The sequence below is a fragment of the uncultured Algimonas sp. genome, assembly GCF_947498175.1.
In the GTDB taxonomy this organism is placed as follows: Bacteria; Pseudomonadota; Alphaproteobacteria; order Caulobacterales; family Maricaulaceae; genus Litorimonas.
Genome location: NZ_CANMJB010000005.1, coordinates 90,300 through 111,076, shown reverse-complemented (window position 1 = coordinate 111,076; position 20,777 = coordinate 90,300). Strand labels below are relative to the sequence as shown.

Annotated in this window: 18 protein-coding genes; 15 read left to right on the top strand and 3 right to left on the bottom strand. The window is 64.3% G+C overall.

Going from position 1 to position 20,777, the window contains the following annotated elements; genetic code table 11:
- Positions 1-124: 124 nt before the first annotated feature.
- The 5 genes from Q0718_RS09445 (at position 125) to Q0718_RS09425 (ending at position 7,862) form a co-directional block, all read left to right on the top strand.
- Positions 125-1,099: a complex I NDUFA9 subunit family protein gene (locus Q0718_RS09445; protein ID WP_298916862.1), complete on the top strand. Its 975-nt coding sequence runs from the start codon at positions 125-127 to the stop codon at positions 1,097-1,099.
- Positions 1,100-1,143: 44 nt separating this feature from the next.
- The gene (locus Q0718_RS09440) at positions 1,144-2,139 is read left to right on the top strand and encodes a hypothetical protein (protein ID WP_298916859.1); all 996 of its coding nucleotides are present in this window, start codon (positions 1,144-1,146) and stop codon (positions 2,137-2,139) included.
- 169 nt (positions 2,140-2,308) lie between these two features.
- The gene (locus Q0718_RS09435) at positions 2,309-3,556 is read left to right on the top strand and encodes an MFS transporter (RefSeq protein ID WP_298916856.1); all 1,248 of its coding nucleotides are present in this window, start codon (positions 2,309-2,311) and stop codon (positions 3,554-3,556) included.
- Between the two features lie 1,199 nt (positions 3,557-4,755).
- Positions 4,756-7,200: a DNA topoisomerase (ATP-hydrolyzing) subunit B gene (gene gyrB, locus Q0718_RS09430; RefSeq protein WP_298916854.1), complete on the top strand. Its 2,445-nt coding sequence runs from the start codon at positions 4,756-4,758 to the stop codon at positions 7,198-7,200.
- Positions 7,201-7,322: 122 nt separating this feature from the next.
- On the top strand, positions 7,323-7,862 hold the full coding sequence (locus Q0718_RS09425; RefSeq protein ID WP_298916851.1) for a hypothetical protein: 540 nt from the start codon (positions 7,323-7,325) through the stop codon (positions 7,860-7,862).
- A gap of 199 nt (positions 7,863-8,061) precedes the next feature.
- On the opposite strand, the gene Q0718_RS09420 is transcribed toward Q0718_RS09425, so the two are convergent.
- Positions 8,062-9,474, bottom strand: coding sequence for a metallopeptidase TldD-related protein (locus tag Q0718_RS09420; protein ID WP_298916849.1), 1,413 nt, complete (start codon positions 9,472-9,474; stop codon positions 8,062-8,064).
- Between the two features lie 251 nt (positions 9,475-9,725).
- Between Q0718_RS09420 and coxB the strand changes: the two genes are divergently transcribed.
- The 9 genes from coxB (at position 9,726) to Q0718_RS09375 (ending at position 16,799) form a co-directional block, all read left to right on the top strand.
- Positions 9,726-10,601, top strand: a complete 876-nt coding sequence (coxB, locus tag Q0718_RS09415; protein ID WP_298916846.1) for a cytochrome c oxidase subunit II — start codon at positions 9,726-9,728, stop codon at positions 10,599-10,601.
- Positions 10,602-10,628: 27 nt separating this feature from the next.
- Positions 10,629-12,320 (top strand): cytochrome c oxidase subunit I, encoded by a 1,692-nt coding sequence (gene ctaD / locus Q0718_RS09410; protein ID WP_298916843.1) that lies wholly within the window; start codon positions 10,629-10,631, stop codon positions 12,318-12,320.
- Between the two features lie 145 nt (positions 12,321-12,465).
- Positions 12,466-13,371 (top strand): heme o synthase, encoded by a 906-nt coding sequence (gene cyoE, locus Q0718_RS09405; protein WP_366523866.1) that lies wholly within the window; start codon positions 12,466-12,468, stop codon positions 13,369-13,371.
- A 5-nt stretch (positions 13,372-13,376) separates the two neighbouring features.
- Positions 13,377-13,529 carry a hypothetical protein gene (locus Q0718_RS09400; RefSeq protein WP_298916839.1) on the top strand — a complete coding sequence of 51 codons (153 nt, stop codon included), beginning with the start codon at positions 13,377-13,379 and terminating at the stop codon, positions 13,527-13,529.
- Positions 13,526-14,125, top strand: a complete 600-nt coding sequence (locus tag Q0718_RS09395; RefSeq protein ID WP_298916837.1) for a cytochrome c oxidase assembly protein — start codon at positions 13,526-13,528, stop codon at positions 14,123-14,125. Before Q0718_RS09400 ends, Q0718_RS09395 begins: the two co-directional genes overlap by 4 nt.
- 115 nt (positions 14,126-14,240) lie before the next feature.
- Positions 14,241-15,182, top strand: a complete 942-nt coding sequence (locus tag Q0718_RS09390) for a cytochrome c oxidase subunit 3 (protein ID WP_298916834.1) — start codon at positions 14,241-14,243, stop codon at positions 15,180-15,182.
- 54 nt (positions 15,183-15,236) lie between these two features.
- Positions 15,237-15,524 (top strand): DUF983 domain-containing protein, encoded by a 288-nt coding sequence (locus Q0718_RS09385; protein WP_298916826.1) that lies wholly within the window; start codon positions 15,237-15,239, stop codon positions 15,522-15,524.
- A 1-nt stretch (position 15,525) separates the two neighbouring features.
- The gene (locus tag Q0718_RS09380; protein WP_298916823.1) at positions 15,526-16,218 is read left to right on the top strand and encodes an SURF1 family cytochrome oxidase biogenesis protein; all 693 of its coding nucleotides are present in this window, start codon (positions 15,526-15,528) and stop codon (positions 16,216-16,218) included.
- Entirely contained in the window at positions 16,209-16,799 is a 591-nt protein-coding gene (locus Q0718_RS09375; protein WP_298916820.1) for a GNAT family protein, read from the top strand. Before Q0718_RS09380 ends, Q0718_RS09375 begins: the two co-directional genes overlap by 10 nt.
- An 8-nt stretch (positions 16,800-16,807) precedes the next feature.
- On the opposite strand, the gene Q0718_RS09370 is transcribed toward Q0718_RS09375, so the two are convergent.
- Together Q0718_RS09370 and Q0718_RS09365 are read right to left on the bottom strand one after the other, a co-directional pair.
- Entirely contained in the window at positions 16,808-18,892 is a 2,085-nt protein-coding gene (locus tag Q0718_RS09370) for a TonB-dependent receptor (RefSeq protein ID WP_298916817.1), read from the bottom strand.
- 174 nt (positions 18,893-19,066) lie between these two features.
- On the bottom strand, positions 19,067-19,711 hold the full coding sequence (locus Q0718_RS09365) for a TIGR00730 family Rossman fold protein (RefSeq protein ID WP_298916814.1): 645 nt from the start codon (positions 19,709-19,711) through the stop codon (positions 19,067-19,069).
- 121 nt (positions 19,712-19,832) lie between these two features.
- Between Q0718_RS09365 and Q0718_RS09360 the strand changes: the two genes are divergently transcribed.
- A complete protein-coding gene (locus tag Q0718_RS09360) occupies positions 19,833-20,774 on the top strand; it encodes a hypothetical protein (protein WP_298916811.1) in 942 nt (313 codons plus the stop codon).
- Positions 20,775-20,777: the final 3 nt, after the last annotated feature.

The window sequence follows — 20,777 nt, the reverse complement described above, 5'->3', positions numbered from 1 at the left end:
TATCTTGTCTGGTGATCTGCTTTTCGTGATGTCGGGTGTCCCATGACCGTGACACGCCGCCCGATGGACAGGGGCGGTTCGCCGGGCTACACGCGCGCGACATTGCATAAGGACTTTCATTGCCATGCATCATGGTCTCGTTACCGTCTTCGGTGGCTCCGGTTTCGTCGGAAAGCAGGTCGTCCGCGCGCTGGTGCGCGACGGCTGGCGCGTGCGCGTCGCCATGCGCCGCCCGCATCTGGGCCACGAATTGCGTGTGCCGGGCGATGTCGGCCAGGTGCAGCTGATGCAGGCCAATCTGCGCTTCCCGGATTCCGTCGACGCGGCGCTGGACGGGGCGGATGCCTGCGTGAACCTGGTCGCGCTCCTGTTCGAATCCGGACGGCAGACCTTCGAAGCGCTGCATGTGGATGGGGCCGATACGATCGCCCGCACCTGCGCGGTGCGCGGCATCGCCAATCTGGCGCATGTCTCGGCCATCGGAGCCGATGTGGACGCCCGGTCCGACTATGCCCGCACCAAGGGCGAGGGCGAGGGCCGCATCCGCGCCCACGTGCCGAGCGCCGATATCCTGCGTCCCTCCATCATCTTCGGCGAAGGCGACGGCTTTTTCACGCGGTTTGCGGCGCTGGCGCTTCGGTCGCCGGTCCTGCCGCTGATCGGCGGCGGGGCGACGAAATTCCAGCCCGCCTTCGTCGGCGACGTGGCCCAGGCCGTGGCGACCGTGATCCGCCGCGGCACGACCGGCGCGACCTATGAGCTGGCGGGACCGCGCACTTACAGCTTCGCCGAGTTGATGCGGTTCACGCTCGACACGATCGACCGCCGCCGCCTGCTGCTGCCCGTGCCTTGGTTCGCCACCGGGCCGATGGGGTTTGCGGGCGAACTCTCCGGTGCACTGCCTTTTGTCGAGCCGTTCCTGACGCGCGACCAGGTCGAGAATCTGAAAGTCGACAATGTCGCGTCGGGCGATCACCCCGGGTTCGAAGCGCTGGACATCACGCCCGACACGATCGAGGCCATCGTTCCCGACTATATGGAGCGGTTCCGCAAATACGGCCAGTTCCACGAGGTCCGTTCCCCCGAAGCCTATCGATAACCCCGACCCCTTCACCCACCCGCCTTTCACTCAAGGAATTTCCCATGACCCTTCGTTCTCTGATCCTCACCGCCTCCGCCGCGGCGCTCGCCCTTTCGGCCTGTTCCGTCGATGACGAAAGTGTGCCCAACCCCGACACGGAACAGGACGTGATCGGTGCCGAAGCCAGCGTGGACATCGACACGGACCGCGCCGACGTCGTGGAAGCGGACGCAGACGCCAACATGCGCGGCGACTTGGCCGGGGACGCCGACATGACGTTCGATGCGGATGCGTTGGACGCCGTGCTGGCCGCGCAGGACGATAGTGCGAAAGCCCGGTACGACGCGCGCAATCCGGGCGAGACGCTGGAATTCTTCGGCATCGCGCCGGGCATGGCGGTCGGCGAGGCTCTGCCGGGCGGCGGCTGGTATTCCAGGATCCTGCTGGACTATCTGGGCGATGACGGCCGTCTTGTGGGCGTGGATTACGCCATTCCGATGTGGAGCGAGTTCGACTTCGGCGACGATGACTTCGTCGCCTCCAAGGAGAGCTGGCCCGAAACCTGGGTCGCGGATGCGCGCGGCTGGACCGACAATGACGCCGACATCGACGCCTACACCTTCGCGACCCTGCCGCAGGACGGCTCCCTCGACGCCTTCCTGTTCATCCGCGCCCTGCACAATCTGGCCCGGTTCGATGCCTCCGGCAATTACATGGCCGACGCGCTGGCCACCGTGCACGGCAGCCTGAAACCCGGCGGCATGGTCGGTGTCGTCCAGCACGGCGCGCCCGACGATGCGGACGCGGCCTGGGCCGACGGCAGCGCCGGCTATCTGCGCCAGGCCGACGTGGTGGCCGCGTTCGAGGCAGCCGGGTTCGAACTGGTCGGCGAGTCCGACATCAACGCCAACCCGCGCGACATGCCGACCACGGACGACGCGGTCTGGCGCCTGCCGCCGCGCCTCGGCACATCCGACGACAATGCCGAGCTGCGCGCCGAGATGGAAGAGATCGGCGAGAGCAACCGGATGACTTTGCTTTTCCGGAAAGCCGGATAGGACGGCCGGATCCGGGCCTTTCGGATCCCGCCACCCCTCGTGCCGGGTCGAGTCCGGGATGAGGATATAGGAAAAACGGGGTTTTTCCCTCGTCGTTGAAAGCGCCCCGTCCGGGGCGCTTTTTGTTTTCTCCCCTCGCATCCCGGCCCGGCTGCGCCTAAACCGCGCCATGCCCGCCGCGCCTCCCGACTCTCCGGACGATCAGTTCGCCGCCTTCCGGCATAGTTCGTATGCGCGCTATTTCACCGCGCGCTTTCTGTCCGCCACGGCGGTGCAGATCCTGGCGACCGCCATCGGCTGGCAGATCTATGACGAGACGGGCAGCGCCTTCCTGCTGGGCCTGATCGGGCTCGTGCAGTTCCTGCCCGCAATCGTGCTGGTCATCCCGGCGGGGCTGGCGTCCGACCGGATCGGGCGGCGTTTCATCATGGGCAGCGCGATCTGGCTGGAAATGCTCTGCGCGATCGTCATCCTGAGCTTGGCGCTGACGCGCAATTTCGATCCCGTGCTCGTGCTGAGCACGCTGACGGTCTTCGGCATCGCTCGCGCCTTCTACACGCCTGCGGCCAGCAGCCTCGCCGTCAATCTTGTGCCCAGAGAGGATTTTCCCAACGCCGTCGGCTGGAACACGGCCAGCTGGCAGCTCGCCCATATCGCCGGACCGGCCGCTGGCGGGCTGATCTACGGCATCTCGGCCGGGACGGCCTACGGCACGGCGGTGGCGCTGCTGCTCATTGCGGGGCTGCTCATCTTTTCCATCGCCCGGCCGCCCCAACGCATCGAGACGGAGCCGACCTCGCTGTCGGTCCTGCTAGGCGGTTTTTCCTACGTCTGGCGCGAAAAGGTCGTGCTCGGCGCGATCAGCCTCGACCTGTTCGCCGTGCTGCTCGGCGGAGCGGTCGCCCTGATGCCGATCTACGCCCGCGACATATTGGAGCTGGGTCCGCAGGGTCTGGGCCTGCTGCGCGCCGCCCCGGGCATCGGCGCGATCGTCATGCTGCTGATCCTGACGCGATTTCCGGTCCGCAACCACGCCGGAACGATCCTGATCGTCACGGTCGCGCTGTTCGGCGCGGCCACGGCCGTGTTCGGCATCTCGACCCTGCCTTGGCTGTCCATCGCCGCCCTGATGGCGGTCGGCGCGTTCGACATGGTCAGCGTCTACATCCGCGAGATCATCCTGCAGCTCTGGACCCCCGACGAGGTGAGGGGCCGCGTCAACGCCGTCAACGGCATTTTCATCGGCGCCTCCAACGAACTGGGCGAATTCCGCGCCGGGATGATGGCGGCCGTCTGGGGCGCCGTGTTCACCGTGACGGCGGGCGGCATCGCGGCCGTCGGCGTCGCCGCCCTGGTCCGGCGCACCTTCCCGCGCCTCGCCGCGATCCGCCGGCTGGACGAAGCGCCGGACCGGTAAGGGAAAAGCGTCCGCCTGAGGCGGGCTTCTTGGTTTATGTCCCCCCCCTCCGCCTCACTACGTTCGGCACCTCCCCCTTGCGGGGAAGGAACTCAGGGTCGGGCTGGCTTCTCGCTTCCGTTTCTCCCCCGCGAGGGGGAGGTGGGCGCGCATCAGCGCGGTCGGAGGGGGACGCCGACAAGACTCCGGCGCGCCAGCGCCGACCGTACTGCAAAGGCAACCCATCCTCCACCACTTTGCAACCTGTCGTAGACCTATCCTCGTTATAGCGCTCTTGCGCGCCGGAAAGTTCACAACCCTTTCAACCGCTTCCACGATTTCTGCATGAATTATATCCTCGCAAACCCCTTTTGCCCGTAATTTCATACCCGTTCGCTGCAGGACACGAGGAGGGGCGTAACCCTCGGTGCGGCGGGCAGGAGCGAGGGCTCGGTGGTGCGAGCGGGGATCCTTCCGCCACGTTAGTGGGTCCTCTCCGGGAGAGCCGACGCCGGGGTCTGACAAACCCCGGTGCAATCGTAGCCCTGGAGAGGACCGCGCACCACAGCCTGCACCCGACCCCGATCGGGTGGGTGGAGTCGCGGACGGATCTACGCAAGCCGTCCGCGTCCTCCGACGTCTCGTCCCGACGTGTGGCTGGTCCCTGGGCTCCGCGCGCGCTTAAGATCCCCGCCTCGCCAGGTTCGGCGGTCGGGGGGAGGCCGTGGATCTCAGGGGTGGGCCGCACGCCGGGCGGCGATGTCGGGCTAAGCTTCTCGCGCGGGCTTTCGCCCTCGTAAATAGGTGTGTCTTTGCTTTCAATCCTTTGGGAGCGAAAGCCCGCGCCTCGTGTCGCCTTCGCGGCACAAACGCAACTCCGCCGTGGCCCCGATGCCCGGTCGCACGATGAAACATGCCTAAAGATCAATCAGCCCCTCACCCCGGACAGGGATGCCCTCGCGCGGTCCCGTGGGGTCCATTGCCCGACCCTTCCAGCCAGACGAGACGGCAGGAGATGAATCCCGGATCAAGTCCGGGATCAGGAAAGGGAGAGAGGATCGGAGGATGGATTCTGCACCGTCGGCGCGTCCTTGCCCGGGACGGGGGAGAGGGGCGGGCTCCGGCGCGTCGGGGCCGCTCTTCGTCCACAGCATTCCCCGTGCATTTTCCGGCCCGCACGCCTATATGAAATGGAACCGAAACCATTGATTCCCTTGCCCATGTCCGAACCCGCACAACCCTTTTCCGATCAGCCCGAATATGGCGCCGATTCCATCAAGGTCCTCAAGGGCCTGGATGCCGTGCGCAAGCGTCCGGGCATGTATATCGGGGACACGGATGACGGCTCCGGGTTGCACCACATGGTTTACGAAGTCGTGGACAATTCCATCGACGAGAGCCTCGCCGGGCATGCCGACAAGGTCGAGGTCACGCTGCATCCGGACGGCTCGGTCAGCGTGCGCGACAATGGGCGCGGCATTCCGGTGGCGATCCACGGCGAAGAGGGCGTGTCGGCCGCGGAAGTCATCATGACCCAGCTCCATGCGGGCGGGAAGTTCGACCAGAACAGCTACAAGGTCTCCGGCGGGCTGCACGGCGTGGGCGTGTCGGTCGTCAACGCCCTGTCGGTCTGGCTGCGCCTGCGTATCTGGCGCGACGGCAAGGTCCACGAGATGGAGTTCGCCCATGGCGACGCGGTCTCCCCGCTCAAGATCGTGGGCGACGCGCCGGAGGAGACGCGCCGCGATGGCTCGACCAAGGTGCTGACCGGGACCGAAGTGCGCTTCATGCCGTCCGAGGACACCTTCACCATGACGGAGTTCGACCGCGACACGCTGGAGCGGCGGCTGCGCGAGCTGGCTTTCCTCAATTCCGGCGTGAACATCACGCTGACGGATGAACGCCCCGAAGAGCATATTTTCACGCAGCTCTATTACGAGGGCGGGATCGAAGCCTTCGTGCGCCATCTGGACGCCAACAAGTCCGCCGTCATCGACGCCCCTATCGTGGTCGAGAAGGAGGCTGACGGCATCACGGTCGAGGCCGCCCTGTGGTGGAACGACTCCTATCACGAGAATGTCCGGGCGTTCACCAACAACATCCCGCAGCGCGATGGCGGCACCCATGTGGCGGGCTTCCGCGGCGCGCTGACCCGCACCATCAACAAATACGCCGCCACGTCGGGCATCGCCAAGAAGGAAAAGGTCGCCATTTCCGGCGACGATGCGCGCGAGGGGCTGACCTGCGTGCTGTCGGTCAAGGTGCCGGACCCGAAATTCAGCTCTCAGACCAAGGACAAGCTGGTGTCCTCCGAGGTGCGTCCCGTGGTGGAGTCCGCCATGGGCGAGGCGCTGTCGGACTGGTTCGAGGAAAATCCCGGGCCGGCCAAGCAGATAATCATGAAGATTGTGGAGGCCGCCGCCGCCCGCGAAGCCGCGCGCAAGGCGCGCGACCTGACGCGGCGCAAATCCGCGCTGGACATCGCCTCGCTGCCCGGCAAGCTGGCCGACTGCCAGGAACGCGATCCGGCTTTGTCCGAGATCTTCATCGTGGAGGGCGACTCCGCCGGGGGATCGGCCAAGCAGGCGCGCGACCGCCAGAACCAGGCGATCCTGCCGCTCAAGGGCAAGATCCTCAATGTGGAGCGCGCGCGGTTCGACCGGATGCTGTCGTCGCAGGAGATCGGCACGATGATCACCGCGCTCGGCACGGGCATCGGGCGCGAGGATTTCAACGCGGACAAGGCGCGCTACCACAAGATCGTCATCATGACCGATGCCGACGTGGACGGCGCGCATATCCGCACGCTGCTTCTGACCTTCTTCTACCGCCAGATGCCGGAGCTGATCGAGCGCGGCTATCTCTATATCGCCCAGCCGCCGCTCTACAAGGTCGAGCGCGGCAAGAGCGTGCAGTACATCAAGGACCAGGGCGAGCTGGACGACTACCTCATCGATGCGGGCGCGAAGGACGCGACGTTGGAGCTGGCCTCGGGCGCGGTTGTGTCGGGCGAGGATCTCAAGCGCGTAGCCAAAGAGGCCTTGCAGGCGCAGTCGCTGATCGACCGGCTCAAGCACCGCGCGCCGGACAGCATCATCTCCCAGCTGGCGATCAGTGGCGTGCTAACGACCGAGGACGATGACAGCCTGCTCGCGGGCGCGGCGGAACGGCTCGACCGCATCGCCGACGAAGGCGAGGACGGCTGGAGCGCGGCCTATGACGAGGACAGCGCGCTGGTGATCGAGCGCGAAGTGCGCGGCGTGACGGAACGCTACGCCCTGCGACCGGCCTTCCGGGACTCGTCCGACGCCCGTCGCCTGCACCGGATGAGCGAGAGCTTGCGCGAGACCTTCGACGGCACGGCGATGTTCCGCCAAGGCGACAAGGACGCGGTCGCGATCAACGGCCCGGCGCAACTGCTCGAAACCCTTTTCGCCATCGGCCGCAAGGGCTTCAAGATCCAGCGCTATAAGGGCCTGGGAGAGATGAACCCCGATCAGCTCTGGGAAACCACGCTCGACGCCAATGCGCGGAGCCTGTTGCAGGTGAAAATCGAAGCCGCGGATGCGTCGGATGACCTATTCACCAAGCTGATGGGCGACGTGGTGGAGCCGCGCCGCGACTTCATCATTTCCAACGCGTTGGATGCGGATGTGGATACGTGATGGTCACAGCTTTACTCTCGCCATTGCGCTCTCCCACCGGCAAAAGGGCAACGCGCGCAGCGCAGCGAGCACGATGTTCTTTTGTCGCGGCGCGAAGCGCCCGAGCGGCAGCGAGTGCTTTGGTGCCCCTGCTATTCTTGTCCGCCTGTAGCGACACGCCGACGACCGACGCCGATGACGTCGCTTTCTTCACCAACATGCAGTCCCTCTGCGACCGCACGGTCGAAGGCCGCGTTATCAGCGACCAGGCCGTGGATGCGGACTGGATTGGGCAGAGGCTGGTCGTCGGCCCCGTCGCCTGCACCGACGACGTCATCCGCATGCCGCTTGCAGTCGGCGACGACGAGTCCCGAACCTGGGTGTTGAGCCTGACGGGTGACGGGCTTCTCTTCCGGCACGAACATGTCGAGCCGGACGGTTCGCCCTCGGCGGTGACGCAATATGGCGGACTGGCGCAGCCCGGCGGAACGGAGATGCGGCAGTCCTTTCCGGCCGATGCCCAGACCAAGGCCAATTTCACCGAAAACGCCATCCCGGTGTCCAACACCAATGTGTGGACGTTCACGCTGGACGGCGACAGGCTGACCTACGCGCTTGCGCGGCCAGCGACGGAATTGGGACCGGAGCGAGATTTCCGGGCCGAATTCGGTCTGAGCGACTAATCGGCCCTGGAACAAGTTCGTTCCCGGCACTTATCGCCAGGGATGGTTATATCGGGTAAAGGACGAGGGGCTGGAGAGGTGCCGAGGGCAACCCTTTCATCCTTGGGGACGAACGTCGTACCGACGAGGTTTGCGACGATTGCCGCCGGCAATCTTAGACCCGCACGCGGGACGCAAACCTGTGCGGCCAGTATCGGTCCTACGCCGTCCCGCCCACCGTGAGCTGCTCGACATAGAGGCTCGGCTGCCCCACGCCGACGGGGACGCCCTGTCCGGCCTTGCCGCACACGCCGATGCCGGGATCGAGTTCCAGATCGTCGCCGACATGGCGGATCTGGCCTAGCACCTTCGGCCCGTCGCCGATCAGGGTGACGCCTTTGAGGGGTTCATCGATGCGCCCGTTCCGCACGCGGTAGGCTTCCGTGCATTGGAAGACGAATTTGCCCGACGTAATGTCGACCTGCCCGCCGCCGAAATTCGAGGCGTAGATGCCGTCCTCCAGCTCGGCGAGCATCTGTCCTTGCGGCACGTCGCCGCCCAGCATGAAGGTGTTGGTCATGCGCGGCATGGGGGCGTGGGCGAAGGACTCGCGCCGGCCGTTTCCGGTCGTCGTGACGCCCATCAGCCGGGCATTGAGGCGGTCCTGCATGAACCCGACCAGCTTGCCGTCCTCGATGAGGACAGTGCGGTCCGTCGGCGTGCCTTCATCGTCGACCGTCAGCGATCCGCGCATCCCGGGCAGGGTGCCGTCGTCGACGATGGTCACGCCAGGGCTCGCGACCTGGTCGCCCATCCGTCCGGCGAACGCGCTCGTACCCTTGCGGATGAAATCGCCTTCCAGCCCGTGGCCCATCGCCTCGTGCAGCAGCACGCCCGGCCAGCCGGGACCGAGCACCACGTCGAACACGCCGGCGGGCGCGTCCACGCTCTCCAGATTCACCTGGGCCTGGCGCAGCGCCTCACGCGCCATGGGCTGCCAGGTTTCGGGCTGGATGATTTCGTCATAGGGGCGTCGGCCGCCCAGGCCGACATAGCCCGATTCGCGTCGGCCCTTGCGCTCGGCCACGACCATGATGTTCAGGCGCACCAGCGGGCGGACATCGTTGATGCGCGCGCCGTCCTGTTTCAGAATGGCAATGGCCCGGCGCGATCCCGCCAGCGTGACCGTGACCTGCACCACTTCGGGATCGAGCGCGCGCACGAAACCGTCGATCTGCTGCAGCAGCCCGACCTTGTCGGCGAAACCGGGATCTTCGGTGGGATCGATGTCGGGATAAAGCGCCCTGTTGGTGCGCCGCGGCAGCTCGCTCATCACGCCGTCATGGCCGAGCTTGACCAGCTGCACGGCATCCGACGCGCGCCGCAGCGAGGCAGGCGACAGTTCGGTCGATTGCGCAAAACCGCTCGCTTCGCCCGCCACGCAGCGCAGGCCGAATCCCCGCGACGTATCGAAGCTGGCCGTCTTCAGCCGTCCGTCGTCGAAGGACAGGGCCTCGGAGGCCGAACGCTCCACGAACAGCTCGCCGTCATCGGCGCCGCGCAGCGTCGCGTCCAGCAGACGGTGGGCGGCGGACGCGTCCAGATCGCTGTCGTCGAAGATGAAATCGGCCATTCAAGTCCTTCTCGCGCGTCTGACCGCATGAGACGGCCGGGCTTTTCGGCCCGCTGCATGCGGACCGGTCGGGCCATGGGCGGTATCAGGGGTTCCATCCGGCAACAAGCCGCGATAAGAGCCGCCCAAAGGGCCAGGACCCTCTGCGACAATCCGCGTCCAAACGGACCATCGGATCGGCCGCATGTCATGGCTATATAGGCACTCGGGCGATCGGAACGACCGTCCCCCAGCAGTTTAAGAGGATTTTCATGCGCGCGCTGAACGCCATGTCGAGCACGATCGGAGCCGGCCTCGTCGCCGCGTTGTCCGGCGTTGCCGCTTTTGCCCAGGACGCGCCGAGCGGCCTGAACGAATTCGGACCCGAGCCCAAGGGCTGGTTCCTGCAGGACGCCGCCACGCCGGTGATGGAAGAGCTGATCGTGGTGCACAACCTCGTCCAGATCATCATCACGGCGATCGTGCTGTTCGTGTTCTTGCTGATGGCCTACATCCTGATCCGCTTCCGCGAGAGCAAGAACCCTGTGCCGTCCAAGACCTCGCACAACACGCTGATCGAGATCGTCTGGACGGTCGTGCCGGTGATCCTGCTGGTCATCATCGCCATTCCGTCCATGAACCTGCTCTACAAGCAGGACCGGCTGCCCGAAACGGAAATGACGGTGAAGGTCGTCGGCAATACGTGGAACTGGCTTTATTCCTATCCGGAGTACGAAAACGTCGAGGAATGGGTGTCCAATCCGCTCGACGAGACGCAGGCGCGCGAAGTCGGTCAGCCCTACCTGCTGGCGACCGACGCGCCGCTGGTCGTTCCCGTCGGTACAAAGGTCAAAGTCCTGGTGACGAGCGTGAACAACATGCACAGCTGGGCCGTGCCGAGCTTCGGCGTCAAGATGGATGCCGTGCCGGGCATCATCAACGAGACCTGGTTCGAAGTCTTCGAGGAAGGCACCTATTACGGCCAGTGCTCGGAGATCTGCGGTGTCCGCCACTATTACATGCCGATCGAGGTCAAGGCGGTGAGCAAGGCGGAGTTCGCCCGCTTCATCGCCGCGGGCGGCGAGCCGGAAGACAAATTCGCGCAGTTGAACGATGGCGGCGGCGCCGTCGTGTCGGCCAACGATTAGGTTCCAGAGAGACGTAAGAGAAGAACAATGGTTGCTATCCCTGGTGCAGACATTCCCGTCGTCCACACGCCCGCCGACGACAAGCCCGGTTTCTGGGCGCGGTGGTTCTATTCCACCAACCACAAGGATATCGGGATCCTCTATCTGATCTTCGGGATCTTTTCCGGCCTGCTTGGCGGGTTCCTCTCCTTCATGATGCGGATGGAGCTGGCCACCCCCGGCATCGACGTGTTCAGCAGCGAACACACATATCTGGTGTTCGTGACCATGCACGGGTTGATCATGATCTTCTTCATGGTCATGCCGGCGCTGATCGGGGGATTCGGCAACTATTTCCTTCCCATCATGATCGGCGCGCCCGACATGGCGTTCCCGCGCATGAACAACCTGTCCTTCTGGCTGCTGCCGGTGGCCCTGATCTGCCTGTTGATCAGTTTCTTCGTGCCCGGTGCGGCGGAAGGGAACGGCTTCGGCGGGGCGTGGGTGATGTATCCGCCGCTCAGTACGACCGGCTCGCCCGGGCCGGCCTTCGACTTCATCATCATCGGCCTTCTGGCGGCGGGTTTCTCGTCCATCTTCGGGGCGATCAACTTCATCACGACGATCCTGAACATGCGCGCGCCGGGCATGACCATGCACAAGATGCCGCTCTTCGCCTGGGCCATGCTGGTCACGGCCTTCCTGCTATTGCTGGCTCTGCCGGTTCTGGCCGCTGCCCTGTTCATGCTGCTGACCGACCGGATCGAGGGCGGCACGGCGTTCTTCGATCCCGCAAGAGGCGGCGATCCGCAGATGTTCCAGCACCTGTTCTGGTTCTTCGGCCATCCGGAAGTCTATATCATGATCCTGCCGGCCTTCGGCATCGTGTCCCACATCGTCTCGACCTTCTCCAAGAAGCCGATCTTCGGCTATCTGGGCATGGCCTACGCCATGGTCGCGATCGGCGTGGTCGGCTTCGTCGTCTGGGCGCACCACATGTACACGGTCGGCATGGATGTGAACGTGAAGGCCTATTTCGTGCTGGCGACACTCGTCATCGCGGTGCCGACGGGGGTGAAGGTCTTCTCCTGGCTCGCCACCATGTGGGGCGGGTCAATCCGGTTCACCGTGCCGATGCTCTGGGCCATCGGCTTCATCATCCTGTTCGTCGTCGGCGGCGTGACGGGCGTGATGCTCGCCAATGCCGGGGTCACGACCTATCTGCACGACACCTACTATGTCGTCGCACACTTCCACTACGTCCTTTCCATGGGGGCCGTGTTCGGCATCTTCGCGGGCTGGTATTACTGGTACGGCAAGATGTTCGGGCATCATTACAACGGCTTCCTGGCCCGGCTGCACTTCTGGCTGTTCTTCATCGGCGTGAACGTGATCTTCTTCCCGCAGCACTTCCTCGGCCTGAACTCCATGCCGCGCCGTTACATCGACTATCCGGTCGAGTTCGAGTTCTGGAACATGGTCAGTTCCTGGGGCGCTTGGATCACGCTGGCCTCGGTCGCTGTCTTCTTCGTCGTGCTGATCGAGGCGTTCCTGATGCGCAACAAGCGCCGCGTCGGAAACAATTATTGGGGCGAGGGTGCCACGACGCTGGAATGGACCATTTCCAGCCCGCCGCCCTATCACCAGTTCAGCGTGCTTCCGCGCATCGATGCCGGGGACAGCGATCCGCACGAGGAAGTGGACGAGGCCTATGCCCGTCGCGAGGGCGACAGCGCCTGACGGTCCGGTGAGCTCTACATCCGCTCATAACACCGAAGGGGCCGCGTCGGATACGACCGCGGCCTTTTCAACATCTGCCCTTCCGGGCAGCGCAAAGCCGGCAGGCGCGGGCCTCTCGACGGCCGGGCCGGGCGACTATTTCGCCTTGATGAAACCGCGCGTGATGAGCCTGGTCGTGTTCACCGCCATTTGCGGTCTGCTGCTCGCGCCTGGTTCGCTGTCCGTTTCGATCGGTTGGGGCTCCGCCCTGATCGCCATTTTCTGCATCGCGCTCGGCGCGGGGGCGTCCGGTGCGCTCAACATGTGGTACGACGCCGATATCGATGGGGCGATGGCCCGCACGTCGCAGCGGCCCATTCCCAAGGGCGTACTGCCACCGCGTGCGGCGCTGGGTTTCGGCATGGTCATGTCAGGCGCGGCCGTCTGGCTGCTGCTCGTGGCGACCAACGGGGTCGCGGCGGCGCTGCTGGCCTTCACCATCTTCTTCTATCTGGTCATCTATACCATGTGGCTGAAACGCAGCACGCCGCAGAATATCGTCATCGGCGGGGCGGCCGGGGCGTTCCCGCCCATGGTCGCCTATGCGGCCGTCACGGGGACGGTGACGCTGGACAGCGCCCTCCTGTTCCTCATCATCTTCTTCTGGACACCGCCGCATTTCTGGGCGCTCGCTCTCTACAAGCAGACAGATTACGGCCGGGTCGGCATTCCGATGATGCCCAACGTCAAGGGGGCGGCGCGTACGCGCACGGAAATCCTGGTCTACAGCCTGCTATTGTTCGGCCTGACGCTGCTGCCGTGGTGGACGGGATTGGGCGGGACGCTCTACGGCGTCGCGGCCGTCGGCCTGGGCGCCGTTTTCGTCGGCTTGGCTTGGCGGGTCTTCCGGTCACAAGCAGGGGACAAGCCTTCCGATGCGGATGCGGGTGCGTTATATGCGGTGCGAAGCGGCAACCAAGCGGCGCGCAACCTTTTCGCCTATTCGATCCTGTATCTGTTCGCCATATTCGGCATGCTGACGGTCGATCACCTGCTTGTCATGGGAGCCTGAGGACCATGCCCGAATACAGGAACAGCCCGAAGGATTTCGCCGAACCGTCACGCGAGGAGATCCGCGCCCGCACGTTACGCAACATCGCCATCGCCGTGGGATTGGTCGGCTTCATGGTGCTGGTCGCAGCCTCCGTCGTCATGCGAAGCCCCGTTTGAAAAAGGAAACGACCCAAGAGATGACACGGAACATCAAGACCAAGATTCTGCTCGCGACGATCGCCATCGGCATGCTGTCGCTCGGCTTCTTCTCCAAGACGCTCTACGACACATTCTGCCGTATTACCGGTTTCGGCGGCACGCCCGTGCTGGCCATGAACGAAGACAATCTGTCCGTGGTGCTGGACCGCTCGGTGACGGTGAATTTCGACACCAATGTCAGTCCCGACCTGCCGTGGAAGTTCGAGCCCGTGCAGCGCTCCATGGAGGTCAAGCTGGGCCAGACGGGCCTGGCCTTCTACACGGCCAAGAACATGTCCGACCGTCCCGTGACGGGCGTGGCCACTTTCAATGTCACGCCGGTCAAGGCCGCGCCTTGGTTCGTCAAGACGGAGTGCTTCTGCTTTACCGATCAGACACTGCAGCCGGGTGAGGAAATGACCATGCCGGTGCTGTTTTTCGTTGATCCGGAAATGGATGGAAGCGAGCGCCATGACGATGTGCGCGACGTAGTGCTGAGCTATACCTTCTTCGTCGCCGAGGACCAGCCGGAGGAGGCGGAAGCCGCCGCCGCGACCGTCCAGGCGTTGCCCTAGAACGCGACCCGCCGCCGCCCGCGCTGTTGCGAAGCGGCAAGGCCGACGGTATAGGCGGCTGAGATAAGAATCCGTCCGCCGCTCCGTGCGCGGACCCCCTGAGGAAATACCGCTCATGGCCGGTGCCGTCGAACACGACTATCACATCCTTCCGCCCAGCCCCTGGCCCTTCTTCGCCGGGATCGCCGCCCTGGTCTGGGGCCTGGGCATGGTGGTGTTCTTCACCGGACTTGTGCCGCGCAGCGGCGACGGCGCGATGATGGAATTCTTCTTCGCGCGCGGTCTGGACACGATCCAGGGCCGCGACGGCTCCGGCGGCGGCTGGATCATCCTGCTGATCGGCACGCTGATGGCGGCCTATGTCATGTATGGCTGGTGGCGCGACGTCGCCGCCGAGAGCGCGCGCGGCGAACACACGCCCGTCATCGATCTGGGCCTGCGCTACGGCATGATCATGTTCATCATGCAGGAAGCCATGTTCTTCGTCGGCTGGTTCTGGATGTTCTTCGAGCTCGGCCTGTTCCATAAGTTCCGTGCCGGCTGGAACCCCGACATTCTCGAAAACCCCGAAAGCTATGCCTCCTGGCCGCCGCCCTCCATCGAGACAGTCGATCCGTGGCATCTGCCGCTGATGAACACGCTGATCCTGCTTCTGTCCGGGACGACCGTGACCTGGGGCCACCACGCGCTCGTCCATGGCGACCGCAAAGGCGCCAAGTGGGGCATCGGCCTGACCGTGGCGCTCGGCGTGCTGTTCCTGGCCGTCATGGCCTACGAATACACGCACTTGTTCCATTACCGTCTGGAAGACGGCATGAACGGGACCTTCTGGCTCTCGACCAACGTGTACGGCTCCGCTTTCTTCATGGCGACGGGCTTTCACGGTTTGCACGTCCTGATCGGCGCAATCTTCCTGTTCGCCATGTGGGCGCGCCTGATGAATGGCGGCATGAGTCCTGAGAAGCATTTCGGCCTCGAAGCCGCCGCTTGGTATTGGCACTTCGTGGACGTGGTCTGGCTATTCCTCTTCGCCTTCATCTACGTCGCCTTCGTCTAACGGACGGTGGCCCGCTGTCCAGTCTGCGGCCGCGGGCGCCTTTTCGCTGGAGTATTGAAGTTCCGAGACCGCTGCGAAGCTTGCGGCGCCGATTTCAGCCGTCTTGAAGATACGGGCGACGGCCCGGCCATTTTTGTCATCTTCATCGTCGGCATTTTCATTGTGCCGTTGCCGGTCCTGCTGAGCGTCGTTGCAGGATGGCCGAGTTGGCTGTCGCTCGGCATTTTCATTCCGGTCATCGTGGTCGTGTCCGTGCTGCTGTTGCGGTGGCTGCGCGGCGCGATGTTCACCCAGCAATGGCGGCGGGCGGCGCGGGAACAGCGTTTCCAAGGCAAGAGCTGATATGGCGTTGCGTTTCCGCCCCATGCCCGGACTGACAAGTGCAGTGCTGTTCTGCCTGCCGATTCTGATCGGGCTGGGCATCTGGCAATATCATCGCTGGCAATGGAAGACCGGCGTACTGGCGGAGATCGAAGCCGCCGTGACCGCCCCGCCGCTGGACGGGATCGCGTCGCTCGACGCTCTGCCGCTGGAAGCCCCGGTCGATTTCCGCCGCATCCGGATCGAAGGCGAAGCCGTCGGCCCGGCCTGGCATGTCTATGAACCGCTAGGTTCGATCCAGTGGCGGCCATTCCGTCGAGTAGTCGCGGACGGAACAGAGGCGCTGGTGGGCTTTCGCACCTTTGACGACCACGAAAAGGACACGGTCGGATTGCCGGCCATGACAGGCTCGCGCGCGGGATATGTCCGCCGCATCCATCCGATGGGGGGGATCGCCGAATGGATCGGGCCGGACCATAGCCCGGCGCTCAATCGCTGGTTCGCCGTCAATCCGGATGGCGCTTGGATGGCTGGAACGGACCTTTATGTCGAACTCGATCCCGTCGTGACCGACGCGGCCGCCTTGCCGGTCCGCCGCCCCGAGATCGCGAACAATCATGTCAGCTACATGCTGACCTGGTGGTCGTTCGCGATCATCCTGCTGGTGATCTACGCCATGTTGCACCACCGGGCCGGACGCCTGTCGTGGCGCTGATCCAGCCGTCGCGCCGCGTCACGACCGCCACCGAGATCGCCGTGCCTGGCGCAGGGGCGATGTTGCTTCTGCGCCATCCGCGCTGGTCGGATTTTGAAACCTGGGCCGAAATCAGGCGCCGCGATGCGGATTATCTGCGTCCGTGGGAGCCGGAATGGCTGGATGGCCATCTGTCTCGGGCGAGCTACCGCCTGCGCCTGTCGCGGTTCAAGAAGCTGGTCGCGTCAGACCGGGCCTATCCGTTCCACATCGTGCGGTCCGACACGCAGGCGCTGATCGGCGCGGCGAACCTGACACACGTCGAACGCGCAGCGGCGCAATCCGCCAAGCTCGGCTATTGGGTGTCGCGCGCGCACATCAATCGCGGCTATGCGCGGGCGGCGGTGAAAGCCCTGAGCGCGTTCGCCTTCGACACGCTGGCGCTTCACCGCATCGAAGCCGCCGTCCAGCCGGACAATGCGGCCTCCATCCGGGTGCTGGAAGCCAACGGTTTCGCTCATGAAGGCACAGCCCGAGGCTTGTTGCGCATCAACGGGCAATGGGCCGACCACGTGGTCTACTCGCGCCTTCGCAGCGACTGAAGACCGATCTAGAACGTATCCGTCAGGACTAGCGAAAGACGGGGTCCGCGTTGCCGGTCGAACCGCTCCACGAAGGTCAGCGGACCGAGACGGCGGTCGCCGGTCTGGAAACGCTGCCGTTCGCGGATGACCGAACTATCCAGCAGGTTGGTGCCGGTCACTTCCAGCTGCATGCCGAAAAAGTCCTTGTGGAGCAGGCCCAGCGTCAGGAAAGGCCGTTCGACATCGATGATGCGGATTTCGTCCAGGCGGAAGAAGGGGCTGGACTCATCGTTCCGGACCCGCCCGAACAGAGCGATGTCCCACCCGGGCCGGTCGTAGCGGGCGAACAGATTGTAGCTGTACTCCTCGTTATTGTTCAGCTGACGGACCTCGCCGGTCAAAGGGTCCTCGATCTCGGAGTCACCGACGCCTCCCGACAGTTCGAACCGAAGACCCGGTGCGCCGATCGTATCGAACAGGAGTGTTGCATTCGCTTCGATGCCGTATCGCTTGGCGCTGTCCAGATTGCCCGGCCCTTCGACGCCAGTGCCGAGCAACACACGGTCGATCGGATCCTCGATCAGTTCCAGATAGGGGCGGAGCCGTCCCGAGAGAAGCCTGTCATCGGTGCGTTCGAATTCCACCGACAAGTCCCAGCTTTGCGACGGTTTTATCTGCGCATTTCCGCCCGTGACGACATCGTCGGCCAGGCTGCGGTCCGACACGAACGTTCCGAAATTGAGTTGTCCGACGCTGCGTTCGGCGCGGGCACGCACGGCATAGCGGTTCGAGAGCTTGTAGCTGACCGCGGCCAAGCCTTTGGGCCTGAAGAAGGTACGGGCCTGGCTACGCGGATCGACGACTTGCAGGCTGGAATATTCCGCGCCGACGGAGGCTTGAACGGACAGGTCCGGCCCGACTTGCCAGCTATCGGTGATGCGGGCATTGACACGATCCTCCTCGACGCGGACCTCATCCAGCAAAGGCGCGACGAAATTGTTCTCGAAACGCGTGTCCGACTCCAGGAAGTTGAAGGCATATTCCAGAGCCAACTGAACATCATGGGATTGTCCGACGGCGAAACCGTATTCCGTGCGAGCGATGGTCTCGCCCTCTTTCACATCTTCGGCGAAAGCCGTACGGACCGCGCCTTGACCCGACAAGGCGTTGACGAAGACCGTCTCCGCATTTTCGTCTTCGATCCGGTTCAGACCGATCAATTTCAGCTGCCCATCCAGCCCGAAGACGTTTAGCGGGAAGGCGTAGTCGGCCCCGACCTCGACCTCGAATTCATCCGATCCGTTATCGGCGAAACTATCGCCTGAAATCCGGCCCGGACCGCGCGCGACGAAGATCTCGCGGACCCCGCTATTGTCATTTTCGATTTCGCCGGAGAGATTGATGTTGGCGACATGACCGGCGAACCATCCGTCCTCCGGCGTCCAGGTCAGAGTTGCGGCGGCACTGGGTCCGCCGTTGCGGATATAGATATCTTCGATGCGATCCTCGAGCACGCCACCCGCCCCGTCGAAGAACTGCTCCTCGCTGTCCTCGGTGCGCAGGAACTGTCCGGACTCCAGCGCTAGGGAAAAGCCAACATCGCCGCGTGTGCTCGCCAGCGTCACTTCGCCTTCCAGCAATTGCGGCTCCGTGCCGTGCTCGAAACGGGCGGCATAGCGCCATTGTCCAGACAGATCAACGGCGCGAGCGACGATGTTGACGACCTGTCCCGACAAGCCTGGAATGTCGAGCGCGTCGCCGTCCAGCATCTCGATGCGTTTGACCGTATCGAACGGTATGCGCGACAGGATGTCCTGCGCGCTCTGGCTCTTGGTGGACGGGCGGCGGCCATTGATCAGGAAATTCGTGTCGGCATCGCCGAAGCCGCGTTCCGAAGCACCGCTCCGCAAAGTGAAACCCGGAATCCGGTCCACCATGTCCAGCGCGGTTTGTGGCTGAAATTGCGTGAAAAAGTCGGAAGTGTAGCTTTCCAGCTTGGTCTGACGATCCGGGCTGTCGGCGGAAGCGGCGGCGACTTCCTGCTGAGCGAATGCGTGAGGGCCGTGCAGGCAAAGCGCGGCCACGGCCATGATTGCGATCCGGTCGGTCAAGCGCGTCCCCACATTCCGAACCCGCTGCCTGCGGGCCGTATCTTCGAATATCGCGGAGCGTCCCAAGCGAAAGCATCCGATCTTCCGTCGCGCGATGCGTATCGGTCCCGGCCTAACGGGTCCAGGCACCACCGGTCAACGAAGCCGTGATCGGTCAATCCGGTAAACAAGGCGTTAGGCGAGGTCTTCGACACTTACATCGCGCAGCGTCAGAGGTTGGCGGGCCAGAGGGTTGGCGATCCGCTCGGCGATGAGTTCGAAGGCCTGATCGACCTTGGTCGCCTGCAGGATGTCGTCGGCCATTTGCGGTGCGGCGAAGCCTTCATCGATGATGTTGCGGAACTCGCGGACCAAGCCGTCCCAATAGCCGGCGTCCGACAGGAAGAGGATCGGCTTTTCGTGCAGGTTGAGCCGCTGCCAAGACAGGACTTCCACGGCCTCTTCAAGAGTGCCGATGCCGCCCGGCAGAATGATGAAGGCGTCCGCTTTGGCATACATCCTGATCTTGCGTGTGTGCATATCGGGCACGATGTCGTGTTCGATGTTTGGCAGCAACGCTTCCGCCTCGCGCAACACGTCCGGAATGATACCCAGTACGGGGGCGCCGTTCGCGTGGGCGGCCCGGGCCACTGCGCCCATCAGGCCGAGCCCGCCGCCGCCGTAAACGAGCCGCAATCCACGCTCTGCGATCGCATTGCCGAGAGCCTTGGCGAGCGCCAGGTGGCGCGGATCGCGGCCTGGCGACGATCCGCAGAATACGGCCACGCAATCGAGCGTCGGGGCGAGCGTCGGGGCAAGCGTCAGGGAAGCCTTGGCCATTCTGTCATCTCCGCTTATCTTTGTGGCCGCTCGCAGGCATTGCTCGTGCATGCGACGCAGACCGTCAGCGTCCCTAAAGGATGTTGGCGCGGAGCCAAGAGCCAATTGCGCAGGGATGCAGATGAAACGAACACGCATCGCAGGAATGATCGGCGGGGGTCTGGCTTTGGCCCTGCTCATGTTCGCCGGCGCCAGTCTGAGCGGACGGCTGTCGGCGTCGGATGCGGAGGACGATCCGGACGGGGAGTCCGTCGCGGCCTCGCTGACGCCAGTGACCTTCACCCAGGTTTCGGAAACGCGGGCCAATGGCCAAGCGATGTTGCGGCTCTCCGGTGTCGCCGAACCCGGGTCGACCATCGCCCTGCAGGACCGGGGCGAGCCGATATCGCAAGTGCGGACGACCCCGCAAGGTGTCTGGTCGGCCATGATCGACATATCGGGACCGGGCATGGCTGTCGAAGCCGTCATGTCCGATATGGGCCCAACCGATCCGTTGGAGCCGGAGGCTGCGGGCGTTACCCGCATCCGGGGCGTCGAAACCATTTTCCGCATCCAGAACCCGGCCCCGATGGTCGGCGAGAATGAACCGGCGCGGGCGCTGATCATGGTCGGCGCGCCCGGTGCTCCAACCATGATCGTCAGCAGTCCTTTTGGCGGACTCCCCGCAGCTGGACCCTTGTCGATCGGCGCTGTCGACTATGACGATGCGGGAGGGGTGATCTTTTCCGGCCTGTCGGAGCGGGCGGGGCGGGTCAGGCTTTACGCATCCGATGCGGCGATCGGGGAAACGCGCGTCGGTGCGGACGGACGGTGGACCTATATCGCCAGCTCCGTCATGCCGCTGGGCACCTATGAAGTCCGTGCGGAGCTTTTGCTGGGCGATGCGGACAATCCGGTTCTATCCGTCTCGTTCGAACGGTTGCCGCCCTTGCCGGCTACGGATTCGGACGATGGGGCGTTATCGGTGTCGTTTTCGGATGACCGCTGGCAGATCCGCCGGTCACTCGTCGGCGGAGGCACGCAGAGCACGGTGATCTTCTCGCCCGAACGAACGTCTGAATAGGCC